Consider the following 17,191-nt stretch of genomic DNA (forward strand, 5'->3'; position numbering starts at 1 on the left):
ACATAAATAAATTGTCGTAGGGTTTTTTGTTTCTAATCAAAATTGGTTTTTATCCGTGATACACTCGGGAAGCAATTATTTTGTCTTCTCTGATGTCTAATACTTCCGCTACAAGCAAATCTTCCTCGCCAGTAACCGTTCTTATGTATTCCATAAAAACGCGGTCGCCATTGGCAGTAAGCGATTTTACTTTGTAATTCAAGCTTGGTAAACGCTCAAAAGCATCTTTCCACCATTCTCGCAAGGCTTCTTTACCGGTAACAAAACCGTTACTTTCCGGTTTGTACATTTTTAGTTTTGGACTAAAATGCACCGCATCTTCATCATATAAAGACAATAATTTTTCTAATTCTTTATTATTGAAAGTTTCAAACCATTTAAAAGCAATTGATTGTAATTTTTCTGGTGTCATACTTATTTAGGATTGAATTTTTAATTAAAAAAATCCCATTTCGCTATGCGAAAGGGATTTCATTTTTATAATTTCAAAGAAATATTAAACGTTCTTCAAATTGATAATTTCTTGTTCAGTAAGCAATCTCCAGTTTCCTCTTGGTAAATTCTTTTTGGTCAAACCAGCAAAAGAAACTCTGTCAATACGCAATACATCATAACTAAAGTGTTCAAAAATAGAACGAACTACTTTTACGTTTGCTGAACGCAATTGCAATCCAATTTCACTTTTCGCTTCTCCTTCAATGTAACTTACATCTTCTACAAAAACGCGGTGTCCGTCAAGAGTTAACCCTTTATTTATTTTTTCTAAATCCTCAAATTTCAAGTTTTTATCCAATGAAACTTGGTAAATTTTAGATGATTTTTGACTTGGTAACGTAAATTTACGAATCATATCCGTGTCATTCGTGAACAATAACAAACCAGTTGTATTTTTGTCCATTCTTCCTACTGCGCCAATTTTTGCAGTCGTAGAACCTTTTACCAATTCTAATACATTACGATATTCCTGACCTTCGTCCATCGCAGTGGTAAAGTTTTTAGGTTTGTTCAGTAAGATGTATACTTTTTTCTCCGGAGTCAAAGTCGCACCGTCAAAATTTACAACATCTCCCGGTTTTACCATGTATCCCATTTCGGTAACAGGAATTCCGTTTACTTTCACCGTCCCGGATTGAATATAAATATCTGCATCACGACGCGAGCACGCACCAGAATTAGCAATGTATTTATTCAAACGAATTTCGTCTTTTACTTTCGGTCTCTTTGGCGCTTGATTTGGTTTTTTCTCTACTTTATCAGTAGCGATATCGGCAACTTTAGTATTTACTTTAACTTTTTTCGGCCCTTGAGCGCGCTTCTGCATGGCAGGTTTTGGCTTATTCGAACTTGGTCTTGAGCTAGGTGCTCTTGGACCACTTTTCTTATTATTGCCTTCCTTGTTATTCATAATATTCCAATAATTTGTGCAAAGATACTATTTATATACTTGACAATCAATAACCACCAATTATAAAAACGCTAACTATCTAGTTAATAAGCTAATTAATATATTTTAGCGTGTTTTTTTGGAGCTATTTCCCGCTATCGTTTCAATCTTTCTAGTCCTGAACTTGTTTCAGGATCCTGAAACAAGTTCAGGACTAGAAAGGATTTCCTCTACTATCGGGGCTATGCTAATCGGGCAATATATAAGAATTTCGGGAATGGTTTTTTATCCTTTTTATAATTTACAAAAAGGCAAAATTAAACCATCAACAATCTTTTTCCGTGCCATAAAACACTTGGATTAATCAAAACAATGCAAAATACTCCGGCAACAATAAGGAATTTCAACACATTGTGAAGCAGCAAAAACTGTGGTTTCGCATTTGATTTCCATAAGTATAACAGGAAAAATATCAAAACGATTAGGCAACAGTAAAAATAAATATCCATGTAACCCACATCGTAAATATCAATCAAAGCATAAACTGGTAAAACAGTCAGAATGGTTAATACCGTGATGGTTTTTTTTGATACTTCCTCACCATAAACAATAGGAATCGTTTTATAATCATTGACTAAATCCCCTTTTAGGTTTTCTAAATCCTTTATCATTTCCCGAATCAATAGTAACAAAAACAAAAAAGTGGCATGCGAAAAAATAACTCCAAGCTGTCTTTTGTAATTTTCAATTTCTTCAAATGGAATCCGAGTATAAAAATATAATAGTATCGCAAAAAAAGGTAAAATAGCCAATAAAGCAGCCATTAGGTTTCCTATTATTGGGTATTTTTTTATTTTATGGGAATAAAACCAGATGAAAAATATATATCCTGAAAAGAATAAAAATACACGCCAGGAAACAAATAAAGCCATTAAAGCAACAATAAAATTCAACGTAAAATAGACGTTTAGTTTAGTCTTTTGACTTACTAATCGATCCAACATCGACTTGTTAGGCCGATTGATTAAATCCTTTTGACTGTCATAAAAGTTGTTGATGATATATCCGGAAGCAATCGTAAGTGACGATGCAAAAACCAGAATAAATAAATTGAAATCGAGCAGAATATCCAGCGCTCTTTTTTCGGGAGCAAGAATAAATATTGCCGAAAGGTATTGGGCTAAAATAATTACCGGAATGTTATAGCCTCTAACCACAGAGAACAAACTTGCAATTTTCATTAGGAGAAGTTTGTGCTGCCTGCTTAACATTATAGAAATATAATTTAATTTTTAAATTCCCCTTCAGAGGTTAGGAGCTAAAACTGATATACTACTTCAAGTTTATAATCTTTCAGCGATGCTTTGGCTTTTTCTAAATCTTCGGTAAAACCTAAGATGTAACCGCCACCACCAGAACCGCATAGTTTCAAATAGTAATCATTGCTGTCAATTCCTTGTTGCCAAATTCCGTGAAATTGTTCCGGAATCATTGGTTTGAAGTTATTCAAAACTACTTTTGATAATTTCTTGGTATTCATGAACAATGATTTCATGTCTCCACCAAGGAAATTTTCTACACAAGCATCTGTATATTTTACAAATTGATTTTTCAACATCGCACGGAAACCTTTGTCTTTTAGGCTTTCCATGAAAATATTTACCATCGGAGCAGTTTCGCCCACAATTCCTGAATCTAATAAAAAGACAGCGCCTTTTCCGTCAAAACTTTGTGTAGGAATTCCGGTTGCTTCAATATTATCTTTCGAATTAATAAGAATCGGGATACTCAAATAACTGTTCAATGGGTCCAAACCAGAACTTTTTCCATGGAAAAAACTCTCCATTTGGGAGAATATATTTTTTAATTGCAATAATTTTTCACGAGTCAAATTCTCTAGAACCGTGATTTTATTGTGAGCATATTTATCATAAATAGCGGCTACAAGTGCGCCACTGCTGCCCACTCCGTATCCTTGAGGAATACTGGAATCAAAATACATTCCAGTTTCAACATCGCTTTTCAACATGTCTAAATCGAAAGTTACTAAACCCGGTTGCTCGTTTTGTAACGTTTCTAAATACGTTACAAATCGTTTCAAGTGACCGTTTGATTTAATCGCTTCGTCAGATGGATTTTCTTCTTTTTTAAGTGCTCCGTTGTAAAAATTATAAGGAATTGAAAGCCCTTTTGAGTCACGAATAATTCCGTATTCTCCAAAGAGTAGTATTTTTGAGTAAAACAAAGGTCCTTTCATATAGTGTTGTAAATTAACAATTTGGGGTTGGTAATTAGGTGTTTTTTAATATGCTATTTTATAAATCAACTTGGTCTCCGCGATTTGCTTCTAAGATTCCTAGGTCAATTTCTTCTTGTTGTTCGGGAGATAAATCTTTCCAAACGTCTTTTTTTTGTGCTTTGAAAATATTTTTTACAGCCTCGATTATAGCGTTGTCATTCGTTTCTAACAATAACTTAATCAATTCTAATTTCTCCGATTGAATATCCATAATTTCAGCTCTTTAAAAAATAAAGATAGGAAAAAAATAGTTTAAATCAACACAGCGCCATTTCCAATTTCGTCACAAATGTACTGACCATTTTGACAATAGCCAACTAATTCGTTCTTAATAAATTGTAAAACTGTTTCGGCAACATTTTCAGGATACAAAACGTGCACATTTGCACCAGCATCCAGTGTGAAACAAACTGGAATTTTAGTCTCATTTCTAAATTTCCAAATTGCATTTATAATCTCCAAAGTGTTTGGTTTCATCAATATAAAATAAGGCATCGATGTCATCATCATGGCATGTAAAGTCAAAGCTTCACTCTCTACAATTTTGATGAATTCTTCCAGATTTCCACTTTCAAAAATTGAAATCAATTGGTCCAAGTTTTCATGCGCTTGTGCAAACCGCCTTTCGGCAAAAGGATGGTTGTGCATTAAATCATGTCCAATGGTACTTGAAACTTGTTTTTCTCCTTTATCAACCAGTAAAATAGTATCTTGAAAATTCTTAAAATTGGCATGAATTGCATTTGGAAATTCAACTCCAAATAAATCAGAACTTCCGGAGATATTAGTATGATTTCCCCAAACTACTACTTGTCCTTTTACACTTCTGCAAGCGCTTCCAGAACCCAAACGCGCTAATAAGGACGCTTTTTGATAGAAATATTCCTCAGTCATTTCAGGATTCAATACTTTTTCTAAACTCATCAAATTCATCGCCAAAGCTGCCATTCCAGATGCCGATGAAGCAATTCCGGAACTATGCGGAAAGGTGTTTTCCGTGTCAATCGTAAAATGGTAGTCTTTTAGAAACGGCAAATAGATTTCAATTCGCTCCAGGAATTTTTGGATTTTCGGCTTGAAATCTTCTTTTGGTTGTCCTTCAAAAAGTAAATCAAAAGAGAAATTATTACCCTTTACATTGAGCGCAGTCGAAATGTCTTTTTTGGCGAAAGCCAATTTGGTGATTGTTTTGCAATTATTCAACGTAAAACTCACCGAAGGATTCGCTGGAATTTGATTGTCCTTTTTTCCCCAATATTTTACAAGGGCAATGTTGCTGGGTGCGCTCCATTGAAAATTTCCGTTTTCAACTAAATGCATATATTTTGATGGAATAAAATCGTTTACTGAAATCATAAAATGAAAAATTTACGCAAAGATACTTTTTTTGCGTTATTTGTTTATTCGATTAGATGGTTAATCGTTAGAAAGATTTAAGTAAATTTGGACAATAAAAATAATCATATAAGTCCACCAAGGATTTTTTAACCATTGAGGAATTAAGCTTCATTAGGTACTGAGCTTAATTTTTCTTAATTCCGTAATTGTGAGAAATATAAAGTTTACGAGATAATTAATACACTTATTGTTTCTTAAATGGCTTATATGTTTCAAGAAAATAGTACATTTTAAAAATTATAAAAATGAATAAAATCACCCGAATATTAGCTGTTGTTGTTACGTGTCTTGCGATTGGATATTTCTCTGGAACGGTTACTCGTTCTGCTATTACTACTTGGTATCCCACTTTGATAAAACCAAGTTTTAATCCGCCCAATTGGATATTTGCGCCAGTTTGGAGTATGTTGTACGTAATGATGGGTGTTGCCGCAGGGTTAGTTTGGGACCGAATTGAAGTTGAGAAAGAAGCCGTGAAAAAAGCGTTGATTTTCTTTGCAATACAATTAGCACTAAATGCTTTGTGGTCCTATTTATTCTTTGGATTACACAACCCGATGTTAGCCGGATTAGAAATTATTGTATTGTGGTTGATGATTTTTGAAACGTACATTCAGTTTTCTAAAATCAATAAAATTGCGGGTTATTTATTCATTCCGTACTTAGCGTGGGTAAGTTTTGCAGCGGTTTTGAATGGAAGTATTTGGTGGTTGAATAGATAGTTGGCGGTTTTCAGTCGCACTAATCAGTTTATTTAGGGATTAAAAGCTAGTTTTTTTTAAAGTCTCATAACTTCTTAAATTCAATATTCTTGGACGATAAAAAATCCATCATAGATAAAACATTACTATTTTCCAGTAGTGTTTTTGATTTTGGGTCAGCATCACAAAATTCCAAGAACAGCTCTATTTGGTCTGGTTTTAATTTTAAAGTTTTGATGTAAAACTTTTCATCACAGGTACTTTTTGCCAATTGTTTGAATTCAATTTGAGGTTCTTTTTTACTGGTCTTTTCTTTCGACAAAGCCTTAAATATAGTTTTTCCAATTCGAGCTAAATTCAGTCCTTTGTCAATGGTAAGGTCGTCAATCCTTGTATTTTTCAGTCTTTTTTCATCTCTTTCTGCAGTAATTTCATCTCTCTTTACTTGCTCCCATTTTGTGTTTAAATTCCAATCAATTTTTGGAGTTTGTTTTATGATAATTTCTTCCAGTTCTTCTGGTTTTTTAACCATTGAAATTGAAATGTTATTGGTCGCAATATCGTTTAGACTTAATAGAATTTCCTTTAAATAATATTCTTTTCTATAGAAAATAATACTATCATTGGTTTTGGCTGATAATACAAAGTCACCTTTGATATCGGTACTAGTACTTTTTTGTGTTGTTTTATTTATAACGTCAACTTTTTCTAAGGGAAATTGCCCGTGTAAAACTTTTCCGGTGATTAATTTTTCGCGTTGCGAGAAACCAGATTGAAATACAAATAATAGTAAGAAAGCAAAAAAGTAATTTTTAATCATTCGTAGTGATTTGATTACAAACATATTCAAATCGTTTCATGAAAATGAAAACAGAATGGTAAAGTCTTGTTAAGCTAAAACTAAATTTATCTTAATTAAAGTATTGAGATTTAATGACTTTGGTTTTATATAGCGCTTGCCACAATAAACCCGCTTGTCCACGCATTCTGAAAGTTAAATCCGCCTGTAATAGCATCAATATTTACGATTTCTCCAGCAAAATATAGGTTTTCGTGTAATTTACTTTCCATGGTTTTGAAGTTGATTTCTTTTAAATCAATTCCGCCTGCCGTCACAAATTCTTCTTTAAAGGTACTTTTTCCATTCACTTGAAAAGTTCCGTTTGTCAACTGATTCGCAAGATTTTGCAATTGTGTTTTAGATAAATCAGCCCATTTAGTTTCTGATTCAATTCCGGAAGCGAGCACTAAACTTTCCCATAATCTATTGGTTAATTCGAATGGGGATTTCTTGGAAACTGATTTTTTTGCGTGTTCTTGTTTTAATACTTTTAGCTTTTTCTCGACATCAGCAGTGTCTTCATCATTCAACCAATTTACCAAAATAGTAAACTGATAATTTTTGTCATGCAAGATTCGGGCGCCCCAAGCGGAGAGTTTCAAAATCGCTGGGCCACTCATTCCCCAGTGCGTGATTAACAACGGTCCCGTTGAAGTAAGTTTGGTGTCTTTTACTTTTACGGTTACTTGTGCCGCAACTCCGGGTAATTCTTTTATTCTGGAATCTTTGATGTTGAAAGTGAATAGGGAAGGAACCGGACTGACAACAGCATGTCCAAAAGTCTGTAGCATTTCCCATACTTTAGGATTACTTCCTGTGGCCAGAATCAGTTTTTCGGTAAGATAGTTTTCAGTTTGGGTTTCGATTTTCCATTCGCTTTCTTTTTTGAAAATAGATTGCACACTTTGTCCTGTAAGTACTGCGATTCCCAGTTTTTGTGTGGCTTTTAGGAAACAATCGATAATGGTTTGTGAAGAATTTGAAACGGGAAACATACGTCCGTCCGCTTCAATTTTGAGTTCTACGCCATGTTTCTCGAACCATTCAATCGTATCGCCAGAACAAAACTGATGAAAAGGACCGCGTAATTCTTTTTCGCCACGTGGATAAAATTTTACCAATTCATTCGGTTCAAAACAAGCGTGCGTTACGTTGCATCTTCCGCCACCGGAAATCCGAACTTTTTGCAATACTTCTGCACCTCGTTCTAAAATCGCGACTTTCAGTTTTGGATTTTTCTCCACAATATTAATCGCTGTAAAAAAACCTGCTGCGCCACCGCCTACTATTATTATATCGAAATTCTGGTTCATATTCTATTTGGGAAATCAGTGATGATTCCGTTTACGTTGAATGTTTTTATTTTTTGAATGTCTTCTGTTTCATTGATGGTCCATGGGAAAACCTGCAATCCTTTTTCTTGTATTTGCGCCGTGTTTTCTTTTGTCAATAAATGAAAATTCGGGTGAATGGATTTTGCCTGAATGAATTTGGCGAAAGCCAAAGCCAAGTCTAAATCGGTTTCCGTTAAAACGCCAATAGGAATTTTATCATTTAAAAACGCCACTTGTTGCAGCGCATTCCAATCAAAACTGGAAACTAGAAAACGGTCATATTTCCAGCCTTTTTTAGCGACATACTTTTCAATCAGTGAAACCACTTTATCTGTTACTTCATAACTTTTGAGTTCAATATTGATAAAACAGTCTTGGTTTACCAAATCAAAAACCTCCTTCAGAGTTGGAATTTCGTATTTCCCATCTATTCGAAAAGCATTCAATTCGCGCAAAGATAAAGCATTTACAAATCCTTTTCCATTGGTCGTTCTGTCAATGGATTCGTCATGAATTACGATTATTTCGCCATCAGCACTTAAATGCACGTCGAGTTCAATGCCGTCCACTTGCATGTCTAATGCTTTTTGGAACGAAACAAAGGTATTCTCGGGTTCATATCCTTTTGCGCCACGATGTCCAATTTTGAGCATTGTCTTTTATTTTTTGGTAAAGGTAAACATAAAAAAAACGCCTTCATTTCTAAAGGCGTTTGGATGAAATTATTTTCGAATTATTTTTTCAATTCCAATAAAACGATATCAAATTCAGAATCGATTGTCACTTTTCCATTCACAACAAGTACTTCTTTTCCGGAATACGCATCTTTTAATAAGGTGCCGTTTGCGAAAATTGAATCTACTGAAAGTTCTTTGGTACCAATTGCCAAATCCAATCCAACTACAACATTATCCGTAAAATCTCCTTTAGAGAAAGTTCTGGAAAAAGTATACGGTTGAGCCGAAATTTGTTTGTGAATTCCTGCTCCAACTGATGGATGATTTTTTCTGAATTGACCTAATTTCTGCCAATGTAACAGTGTTTTTTGGGTTTCAGGATTTGATTTAATGGCTTCCCAATTCATAAACGAACGCAAGGTTGCGTCGCCTTGAGTGCCCTGTATAACTAAAGAACGAGCGCTTTCATCACCATAATATACTTGAGAAAGTCCAGGACTCAGTAATAATTTTGTTCCGCTTTCTATAGTTTTGGTACGATTTGCATCAAATGGTCCGCCGTCATCGTGTGAAGACAAATAATTCAAAACACTATATCCTTTCAAGTCATTGTTCAGCTTGTCTGAATATTTGGAGAATATAAATTCATAGTCTTTTTGTGCATCCCATTTGAATTCGAAATTGATCATGTTGTTGAAACCATTTTTAAAATAGTTTATTTTTTTGTCTCCAAAATCAAAATCTTGTCCGCCGCTGATGCCATAATTGTATACTTCAGCAATCGTGTAAAAAGGATTATTGTCTAAAACTTTTCTTGGATTATTTTTTTTCCAAGTTGCAAAAGCATAATCACATTGGGTTTTAAAATCAGCCCAAACCGTTTCATCCGTATGTTTTACGGTGTCGCCTCTGTAACCGTCAACTCCGTAATCCGCAATATAATCCGTCAACCATTTGATGATGTAATATTTTGGTGCTCTTGGATAACCTGTACGAGCAAAAAATGCATCCAGTTCGTTCATTTCTTGTTCGTAACGCCCTTCTTTTTTCCATTTTTCGATTAAAAAAGGAGGCAACGCTACAGCTTGATTGCTTTCTGTTTTTACATCCGGAAGATTAGAAACCAGCGTACAGGCGGTTGTGTTTTCAAAAGATTTGTAATCGCAATTGGGTCCTGTTCGCACCCAATCATTTGGCCAAACGGTATCTTCTGGAGTTACGGGACCGGTATGATTGATTACGCCATCAAGAATGATTCGGATTCCATGAGCGTGTGCTTTTTGAACTAATGTAGCCAAGTCTTCTTTGGTTCCAAAGTTAGGATCTAAGTTTGTCCAGTCTTTGGCCCAATAGCCATGAAAGCCATAACTCAAGCCAGTTCCTTCGTCAACGCCATCGTGAATTTGTTCCACTACTGGTGTAAACCAAATAGCATTTATTCCTAATTTATCAAAATAACCATCGTCAATTTTTTGAGAAATACCTTTGATATCGCCACCTTCAAAACCACGAAGTTTCCCCGTTGTTTTGTTTCTGTTGAAGTTTATATCATTTGAAGTGTCACCATTATTAAAACGGTCTGTCATTAGGAAATAAACATTGGCTCCTTCCCAAACGAAAGGTGTTTTGTTACTCTCAGCGACCGTTTTTGTACTGGAGCAGCTACTTATAATTGTCATGGTTAATAGTAAAAGTGGGATTGAATATTTTTTCATTTTTTTTAGGATTAAATGATTATTTTTTTTTGAAACATATAAGGCATGTAAGTTGATTTAAGTTTAAAGATTAGTTCTTCTTTTTTTCTTAAATGCCTTATATGGTTTAAATTATTTCAACTCTAAAATCAAAACCGATTTAGGTTCTATTATTATTTCGTTTGTAACGTCAAATGTAAGTTCAGAAATTACATCTTTTCCGGTTTTAAAGTCTTTGATGTTTTCTTTGAAACGATTGGTTTTTACCGTTTTGGTTTCGTTACTGTTGTTCATTAAAACCATTACCGTTTCATTCGTATTGTATCTAAAATAAACGTAAATATTGTTCTCCGGAATGTAATGTGTCATTTTTCCAAAATGTACCGCCGCTTTTGTTTTTCTCCAATTGAATAATTTGGAGGTAAAGTCAAAATACTCACTTTGTCCCGGAGTCCTTCCTTCTTTGACAAAAGCATTATTCTCGTCGCCTTCCCAACCGCCAGGAAAATCTTGACGAATATCAGCATCACCTTTGTCTTTGTTACCGGCCATTCCTATTTCACTTCCATAATACAATTGCGGAATCCCACGGACGGTAGCCATCAAAGTCATTGCCATTTTGTATTTTCTAATGTCGTTTGAGTAAGTTTGATTGATGCGATTGGTGTCGTGATTTTCGACAAAAATCAACATATTATTGATATTTGGATACAGAAAATCATTGGTGAAATTGTCATACATTTTCACCATTCCTTTGTCCCAAGTTCCTTCATCTTCGTTGAAAGCTTTGGTAGTTGCCTCATATAAAGTAAAATCCATTACGCTTGGCAAATAGGAGTTGTAATTTTGTATTTCAGCAATTTTACTGTCTTTTTGCCAATACGCCATTTGCGCCTGACTTTGCATCCAAACTTCCCCTACAATATTAAAATTTGGGTATTCATCGGTGATGGATTTTGTCCATTGTGCGATGCCTTTTGGATCTGAATAGTTATAGGTGTCGACTCTGAAACCATCCAAATCAGCGTATTCAATCCACCAAATCGCATTTTGGATCAGGTATTTTAAAGTCAAAGGGTTTTTTAAATTTAAATCGGGCATCGATGGAACAAACCAACCGTCAATAGCGTTTTTTTTATCAATTTCTGAAGCATTTGTGTCGTGAATGACCGTTCTTTTATGATTAGTTTGCGTGTAAGTTTCAAATTGATTAATCCATTCTTTTGTAGGTAAATCTTTCATCATCCAATGCTCAATTCCCCAGTGATTCGTCACATAATCCATCACCAGTTTCATATCTCGTTTGTGCATTTCGGCAGCCAATCGAGCATAATCAGCATTGGTTCCAAAACGAGGATCAATTTTATAAACGTCAGATTGACCATAAGTATGATAAGAATGTTTAGCATCGTTATCCTCACATAACGGCGTGCTCCAAATAGTAGTTGCACCTAGTTCTGCTATATAATCCAGATTTTTTATGATTCCTTCGATGTCGCCACCGTGTCTTCCGCCCGGTAATTCTCTGTTATATTTTTCTTGTGTCGAATTTTCGCTGTCGTTATTCCTGTTTCCATTAGCAAAGCGATCCGGCATCAATAAATACATCATGTCCGAAGAATCAAAGCTTTTGCGTTGCGCTGAGTTTTCTCTTCTTTGCTTCAGAGAATATTTTTGTGTGAATGTTTCTTTGTTGTTGCTTTTAAAAGTAAAAACGAAATCAGATGCCGCAACTTTTTTAGTGTCGATTGTAACAAAAATGTAGTTGGGATTCTCGGTTCTTTTTACGTTGGTTATTTTTATGCCATTAGAAACGGTGACTTGGTTTTGAGAAATGTCTTTGCCGTAAAAAAGAATCTGCAGTTCTGGATTTTGCATTCCTGCATACCAAAACGGCGGCTCCATTTTATCGATTTGAGCGTGTAACGTTACAGACATAAAAAAAAGGAATAAGGTTATTTTTTTTAGAAAGCTCCTATTTTGGAAAGGTAAAGAAATAATTTTATTCATGGTGAAATAGATTGTTTACATTAAATTTTAATGAGGATTATAAAAAAAATTGCTGTTTCAGGGAATTATGTATTGGATAATTCGAATAAGAATCAGTCTTATATAAACAATCCCAATGTGAATTGGGATTGCTATGTTGCCTGTTAAAGCGTGGATCAAGTTATAGAATGAACTACAAGTTCTAGTAATTGTTTCTAAACGGTAGCTAAACTTTCTGGCGTTACTAAAACGGATTTTCCGTTTACTACGATTGCCAAATCGGTATCGCCAACAATAGAGAAAGTAGTTTCATTATGATTGATTGCTACTTTCAAAATTTGGTTTCTGAAATTAATTTTAAACGAATATCCTTCCCACTCTTTCGGGATTTTTGGAGAGAAATGAAGCGTGTCTTCTTTAACTCTCATTCCGCCAAAACCTTCTACGATGCTCATCCAAGTTCCGGCCATTGAGGTAATATGACAGCCTTCTTCTACTTCTTTATTGTAATCATCAAGATCCAGACGTGACGTTCTTAAATAGAACGTGTATGCCATGTCCATTTTGTCCAATAAAGCGGCTTGAATCGAGTGTACGCAAGGCGAAAGTGAACTTTCATGAACCGTAAAGGATTCGTAAAATTCAAAATTATTTTTCAATTCTTCTTTCGAAAAATGATCTTCGAAGAAATAGAAACACTGCAAAACATCGGCTTGTTTGATATAAGGGGAACGCAAAATTCTATCCCAAGACCATTTTTGATTGATTGGTCTTTGGCTTTTATCCAAATCAGCTACGCGAACCAATTCTTTATCTAAGAAACCGTCTTGTTGCAAATATACATTATGTTCTTCCGAAAAAGGGAAGTACATATTATCCGAAACTTTTTTCCAAGATTGTAATTCGGAATCCGAGATTTTCACTTTTTCCGAAATTCTTTTGTGGTCCGAAGGATATTCCAGAGACACTTTTTGAATTTGTTCGTACGTGTATTCCAGACACCATTTTGCAATATAATTCGTGTAGAAATTATTGTTTACGTTGTTCTCATATTCGTTTGGACCGGTAACTCCAAGAATTACGTATTGGTTTAAATTAGTCGAAAAATTCGCTCTTTGATGCCAAAAACGTGCAATTCCTATTAATACTTCCAATCCTTTTTCAGGAATGTAACTGTAATCACCTGTGTATCTGTAAAAGTTATAAATAGCAAATGCAATGGCTCCATTTCTATGAATTTCTTCAAAAGTAATTTCCCATTCGTTATGACATTCTTCACCATTCATGGTCACCATTGGATACAAAGCAGCACCATTAGTAAATCCTAATTTTGCGGCATTTTCAATGGCTTTGTCCAATTGATTGTAGCGGTATGTCAATAAGTTCCGAGCCACTTCCTGATCTTTGGTCGCCATGTAAAACGGAATGCAATAGGCTTCGGTATCCCAATACGTAGATCCACCGTATTTTTCGCCAGTGAAACCTTTTGGCCCAATATTCAAACGGGAATCTTTTCCTAAATAGGTTTGGTTCAATTGAAAAATATTGAAACGAATTCCTTGTTGTGCTTTTACATCACCATCAATGGTAATATCTGACATTTCCCAAATTTTTGCCCAAGCATCAATTTGGTCCTGTAACATTTGTTCATATCCTACTGCTAAAGCGGATTGAATAGCTTTCTCAGCAGCAGTAGTGGTGTTTTCATGGTTTAAGGAAACCGTGTACCCGCCAATTTTTTGGATGGATGATTTTTGGCCTTGCCCCACAATTACATCATAACTGAATTGAATTTTATCAGCAGTTGCATCAATATTAGAAGGAGAAATAGCCGTTTTTTCACCATTATTCAAAATGCTGTTGTGCATGAATGTGGTTACTTTAAAATGTGTTTTGAACGTTTGTGCTGTTACAAAAGCTTCATTTCCTGACTTTTTCACATCAAGTGGTTCCCAGAATTTTTCTTCCCAGTTGGCATCTTCATTCGTTACACCTGCATCGATATACGGTTTGTAAATTATTTTTGAATCTTTGTTCAAAGGTGTGATTTCATAATTGATAACCCCAACTTCATCCAAAACGATAGAAAGAAAGCGACGAATAGTAACTGAAATTTCAGTCCCGTTTTTCAAAGTGGCTTCAAAAGAACGATTGTACCAACCTTCTTTCATATTTAATTCACGACGAAAATTTTTGACTTCGGAACAAGTATTCAAATCGAATTTTTCACCATTGATTTCAATGTCGATTCCAATCCAGTTTGGCGCATTTAAAACTTTGGCAAAATATTCCGGATATCCGTTTTTCCACCAGCCCACTTTAGTCTTATCAGGATAATAGATTCCGGCAATGTAACTTCCCTGAAATGTTTCGCCGCTATAATTTTCTTCAAAATTAGCACGTTGTCCCATAGCACCATTACCGATGCTGAACAGGCTTTCAGATGATTTTACACACTCGGCATCAAATCCTTCTTCTATGATAGACCAATTGTCTGGTTTTATATAATCTTGATTCATTCTTTTTTTATTTAAAAATTCAATGATTAAAAATTCAATGATTGTTGTTGGTCACATACAATCTGATCCTTTTTCTTGTTTTTGAATCTTGTTTTTTATTCTTTAATTAATTCTTCTATGAAGTGCGTATCGATAGCTGTAAAATCGTTGAAGATGTATTTTGCTTCATGCAAAGTAGTTGCTTCCCCTATTCCTATACTGGTCATATTACCAATATTCGCCGCTTGAACTCCCGCCACTGAATCTTCAAAAACAATTGAATTTTCTGGAATGATGTTCAATAGTTTTGCAGCCATTAGGAAAACTTCAGGATCTGGTTTGGCATTGGTCACATCATTTCCATCCACAATAGCATCAAAATAAGACAGCAATCCTGTTTTCTCCAAAATAGGTCTGGCATTTTTACTGGCTGAACCCAATGCGATGGGTTGGTTGTTTTCTTTTAAAAATTTTAAAATAGTAAAGACTCCAGGAAGAATCTCACTTTCATTCATGTCAACTAAATAGGATAAGTATTCCTCATTTTTTTGAACTAACCATCTGTCTTTATCTTCTTGTGAGGCCGTTACTTTTCCTAATTCTAATATAATATCCAAAGAGCGCACGCGGCTTACTCCTTTTAATAATTCATTATGTTCGTGTGTAAATTCGATATTTAATTCATTTGCGATTTTTTGCCACGCTAAATAATGGTATTTAGCCGTGTCAACAATCACTCCGTCAAGGTCGAATATAAATGCTTTTGTATTCATTATTGTTGTTTTATTACGTCATCAACATCTTTTACTTTCACTACTAAAATAGCAGCAATCAAGAAGCTGACTCCACTGGTAACTAATGCAAATATGGCATTGTCATTGTATAAATATTTAACTAACGGTCCGCCAATCAAGGCGTTGATGATTTGGGGAATAACGATAAAGAAGTTGAAAATACCCATGTAAACTCCCATTTTCATTGGAGAGATTGATCCGGCTAATATGGCATATGGCATAGATAAAATACTTGCCCAAGCGATTCCAACACCAATCATGGATAAGATAAGCCAGTCTTCATTGGGTACAAAATAGATGGAAATTAATCCGAGTCCACCAATAATTAAGGAAATGGAATGCGTTAATTTTCGTCCTATTTTTTTTGCGATATACGGTAGTGCAAAGGCATAGAAAGCAGAAATTAAATTGTAAATTCCAAAAAGGACTCCAACCCAGTCTCCTGCGTTTTGATAAGCTTCACTTTTGCTGTCTGAAATAGGTAAGCCATAAATATGATGGGCTATGGCTGGAGTGGTAAAAACCCACATTCCAAAAAGACCAAACCAAGAGAAAAATTGTACCCAGCTTAATTGTCGCATGGTGGTGGGCATTTTTCTAAAATCATCAAAAATGTCTAATAAACTGGATTCTTTAGCATTGGCATCTGCAATTTTAGTTTCCTGATGTGCCATTTCATCCTCAAATTGTACTAATTCTTCCGGAGAATATTCTTTGGTCGTAAATATGGAAACCAGGATCGAGCCTACAAGAATAATGGCTCCAATTACAAATGATAAAATCAAGTGCATAGGAACACCGCCATCCTCATTTCGGTTAGAAACGCCAAACCAATTCGTTAAAACATAGGGTAACCATGAACCAATAACGGCACCAAAGCCAATTAATGCGGTTTGTACGCTAAACCCAAGTGTTCTTTGGTCTGTTCTTAAATTATCTCCCACTAAAGCTCTGAAAGGCTCCATGGCAATATTGAAAGAGGCATCCATAATCATCAGCATTCCGGCACCAACCCATAAGGCAGGAAGAAATGCAATAAAAATTTCGGCTTGTGGCATTAATATTAAACCAACGGATGCTAGTAAAGCACCTACTAAAAAGAAAGGTTTTCTTCTGCCGAACTTACCCCAAGTTTTGTCGCTATAATGTCCTATTATCGGTTGGACAATAAGTCCCATTAGAGGAGCAATGATCCAAAACCAAGAAAGTTCGTGAACATCAGCACCAAAAATTTGAAGAATTCTGCTGGCATTAGCATTTTGAAGGGCAAAACCCATCTGTATTCCCAAGAAACCAAAACTCATGTTCCAAATTTCCCAGAAACTTAATCTACGCTTTTCCATTATCGTAATTTAAAAATGAATACGATAAGCGCTATGCTTATCAAAACTTATCTTATTTTCGAAGTAAAAGTTAAAGCTTTGATGGGGTAAATATAAAAATATATTTCAAACTTTTGTTTTTCAGAAACAAAAAAAAAGAAACATTTTTAACTACAAGGTTGTAGTACTGAATAAAATACAGAATGGGCTACTTAGATTAGTTATATTTTTAGACTTCTTAGATTATTAGTTTCCAAAAT

The 17,191-nt window shown here is 34.9% G+C and carries 15 protein-coding genes; 1 reads left to right on the forward strand and 14 read right to left on the reverse strand.

All coding sequences use genetic code 11. The features are described from left to right. Positions 1–49: 49 nt before the first annotated feature. The 6 genes from BMX64_RS13240 to BMX64_RS13265 form a co-directional block, all read right to left on the reverse strand. Positions 50–412 carry a nuclear transport factor 2 family protein gene (locus tag BMX64_RS13240; RefSeq protein ID WP_073352809.1) on the reverse strand — a complete coding sequence of 121 codons (363 nt, stop codon included), beginning with the start codon at positions 410–412 and terminating at the stop codon, positions 50–52. Between the two features lie 84 nt (positions 413–496). Next, complete coding sequence (locus tag BMX64_RS13245) at positions 497–1,405, reverse strand: pseudouridine synthase (protein WP_091172960.1); 909 nt, start codon at positions 1,403–1,405, stop codon at positions 497–499. Positions 1,406–1,701: 296 nt separating this feature from the next. After that, positions 1,702–2,655, reverse strand: coding sequence for a geranylgeranylglycerol-phosphate geranylgeranyltransferase (locus tag BMX64_RS13250; RefSeq protein WP_091172964.1), 954 nt, complete (start codon positions 2,653–2,655; stop codon positions 1,702–1,704). Between the two features lie 47 nt (positions 2,656–2,702). Continuing rightward, on the reverse strand, positions 2,703–3,641 hold the full coding sequence (locus BMX64_RS13255) for a mevalonate kinase family protein (protein WP_091172967.1): 939 nt from the start codon (positions 3,639–3,641) through the stop codon (positions 2,703–2,705). 58 nt (positions 3,642–3,699) lie between these two features. Then, a complete protein-coding gene (locus BMX64_RS13260) occupies positions 3,700–3,894 on the reverse strand; it encodes a hypothetical protein (RefSeq protein ID WP_091172971.1) in 195 nt (64 codons plus the stop codon). Positions 3,895–3,935: 41 nt separating this feature from the next. Continuing rightward, a complete protein-coding gene (locus BMX64_RS13265; RefSeq protein ID WP_091172974.1) occupies positions 3,936–5,039 on the reverse strand; it encodes a diphosphomevalonate decarboxylase in 1,104 nt (367 codons plus the stop codon). Positions 5,040–5,326: 287 nt separating this feature from the next. Here BMX64_RS13265 and BMX64_RS13270 point away from each other — a divergent pair, with 287 nt between their 5' ends. Continuing rightward, positions 5,327–5,803: a TspO/MBR family protein gene (locus BMX64_RS13270; protein ID WP_091172978.1), complete on the forward strand. Its 477-nt coding sequence runs from the start codon at positions 5,327–5,329 to the stop codon at positions 5,801–5,803. Between the two features lie 64 nt (positions 5,804–5,867). Here BMX64_RS13270 and BMX64_RS13275 read toward each other — a convergent pair whose 3' ends face one another. The 8 genes from BMX64_RS13275 to BMX64_RS13310 all read right to left on the reverse strand — a co-directional run bounded on the left by BMX64_RS13275 (position 5,868) and on the right by BMX64_RS13310 (position 16,952). Beyond that, a complete protein-coding gene (locus BMX64_RS13275) occupies positions 5,868–6,602 on the reverse strand; it encodes a hypothetical protein (RefSeq protein ID WP_091172981.1) in 735 nt (244 codons plus the stop codon). 125 nt (positions 6,603–6,727) lie between these two features. Next, positions 6,728–7,936 (reverse strand): BaiN/RdsA family NAD(P)/FAD-dependent oxidoreductase, encoded by a 1,209-nt coding sequence (locus BMX64_RS13280; RefSeq protein ID WP_091172984.1) that lies wholly within the window; start codon positions 7,934–7,936, stop codon positions 6,728–6,730. Next, positions 7,933–8,610 carry a glycerophosphodiester phosphodiesterase gene (locus BMX64_RS13285; protein ID WP_091172987.1) on the reverse strand — a complete coding sequence of 226 codons (678 nt, stop codon included), beginning with the start codon at positions 8,608–8,610 and terminating at the stop codon, positions 7,933–7,935. Before BMX64_RS13285 ends, BMX64_RS13280 begins: the two co-directional genes overlap by 4 nt. An 80-nt stretch (positions 8,611–8,690) precedes the next feature. Continuing rightward, entirely contained in the window at positions 8,691–10,349 is a 1,659-nt protein-coding gene (locus BMX64_RS13290) for an alpha-amylase family glycosyl hydrolase (RefSeq protein ID WP_091172991.1), read from the reverse strand. 111 nt (positions 10,350–10,460) lie between these two features. Then, a complete protein-coding gene (locus BMX64_RS13295) occupies positions 10,461–12,266 on the reverse strand; it encodes a glycoside hydrolase family 13 protein (RefSeq protein ID WP_244273303.1) in 1,806 nt (601 codons plus the stop codon). Positions 12,267–12,532: 266 nt separating this feature from the next. Continuing rightward, positions 12,533–14,836, reverse strand: coding sequence for a glycoside hydrolase family 65 protein (locus tag BMX64_RS13300; protein ID WP_091172996.1), 2,304 nt, complete (start codon positions 14,834–14,836; stop codon positions 12,533–12,535). A 95-nt stretch (positions 14,837–14,931) separates the two neighbouring features. Continuing rightward, a complete protein-coding gene (gene pgmB, locus BMX64_RS13305; protein WP_091173000.1) occupies positions 14,932–15,588 on the reverse strand; it encodes a beta-phosphoglucomutase in 657 nt (218 codons plus the stop codon). Continuing rightward, on the reverse strand, positions 15,588–16,952 hold the full coding sequence (locus tag BMX64_RS13310; RefSeq protein WP_091173004.1) for an MFS transporter: 1,365 nt from the start codon (positions 16,950–16,952) through the stop codon (positions 15,588–15,590). The genes pgmB and BMX64_RS13310 overlap by 1 nt, the downstream gene beginning before the upstream one ends. Positions 16,953–17,191 lie beyond the last annotated feature (239 nt).

It is taken from the genome of Flavobacterium sinopsychrotolerans (assembly GCF_900110375.1).
Taxonomy (GTDB): Bacteria; Bacteroidota; Bacteroidia; order Flavobacteriales; family Flavobacteriaceae; genus Flavobacterium; species Flavobacterium sinopsychrotolerans.

Coding starts and splice junctions, on each gene's coding strand:
- BMX64_RS13240 (WP_073352809.1), bottom strand. CDS start 412: ATGACACCAGAAAAATTACAATCAATTGCTTTTAAATGGTTTGAAACT.
- BMX64_RS13245 (WP_091172960.1), bottom strand. CDS start 1,405: ATGAATAACAAGGAAGGCAATAATAAGAAAAGTGGTCCAAGAGCACCT.
- BMX64_RS13250 (WP_091172964.1), bottom strand. CDS start 2,655: ATGTTAAGCAGGCAGCACAAACTTCTCCTAATGAAAATTGCAAGTTTG.
- BMX64_RS13255 (WP_091172967.1), bottom strand. CDS start 3,641: ATGAAAGGACCTTTGTTTTACTCAAAAATACTACTCTTTGGAGAATAC.
- BMX64_RS13260 (WP_091172971.1), bottom strand. CDS start 3,894: ATGGATATTCAATCGGAGAAATTAGAATTGATTAAGTTATTGTTAGAA.
- BMX64_RS13265 (WP_091172974.1), bottom strand. CDS start 5,039: ATGATTTCAGTAAACGATTTTATTCCATCAAAATATATGCATTTAGTT.
- BMX64_RS13270 (WP_091172978.1), top strand. CDS start 5,327: ATGAATAAAATCACCCGAATATTAGCTGTTGTTGTTACGTGTCTTGCG.
- BMX64_RS13275 (WP_091172981.1), bottom strand. CDS start 6,602: ATGATTAAAAATTACTTTTTTGCTTTCTTACTATTATTTGTATTTCAA.
- BMX64_RS13280 (WP_091172984.1), bottom strand. CDS start 7,936: ATGAACCAGAATTTCGATATAATAATAGTAGGCGGTGGCGCAGCAGGT.
- BMX64_RS13285 (WP_091172987.1), bottom strand. CDS start 8,610: ATGCTCAAAATTGGACATCGTGGCGCAAAAGGATATGAACCCGAGAAT.
- BMX64_RS13290 (WP_091172991.1), bottom strand. CDS start 10,349: ATGAAAAAATATTCAATCCCACTTTTACTATTAACCATGACAATTATA.
- BMX64_RS13295 (WP_244273303.1), bottom strand. CDS start 12,266: ATGTCTGTAACGTTACACGCTCAAATCGATAAAATGGAGCCGCCGTTT.
- BMX64_RS13300 (WP_091172996.1), bottom strand. CDS start 14,836: ATGAATCAAGATTATATAAAACCAGACAATTGGTCTATCATAGAAGAA.
- pgmB (WP_091173000.1), bottom strand. CDS start 15,588: ATGAATACAAAAGCATTTATATTCGACCTTGACGGAGTGATTGTTGAC.
- BMX64_RS13310 (WP_091173004.1), bottom strand. CDS start 16,952: ATGGAAAAGCGTAGATTAAGTTTCTGGGAAATTTGGAACATGAGTTTT.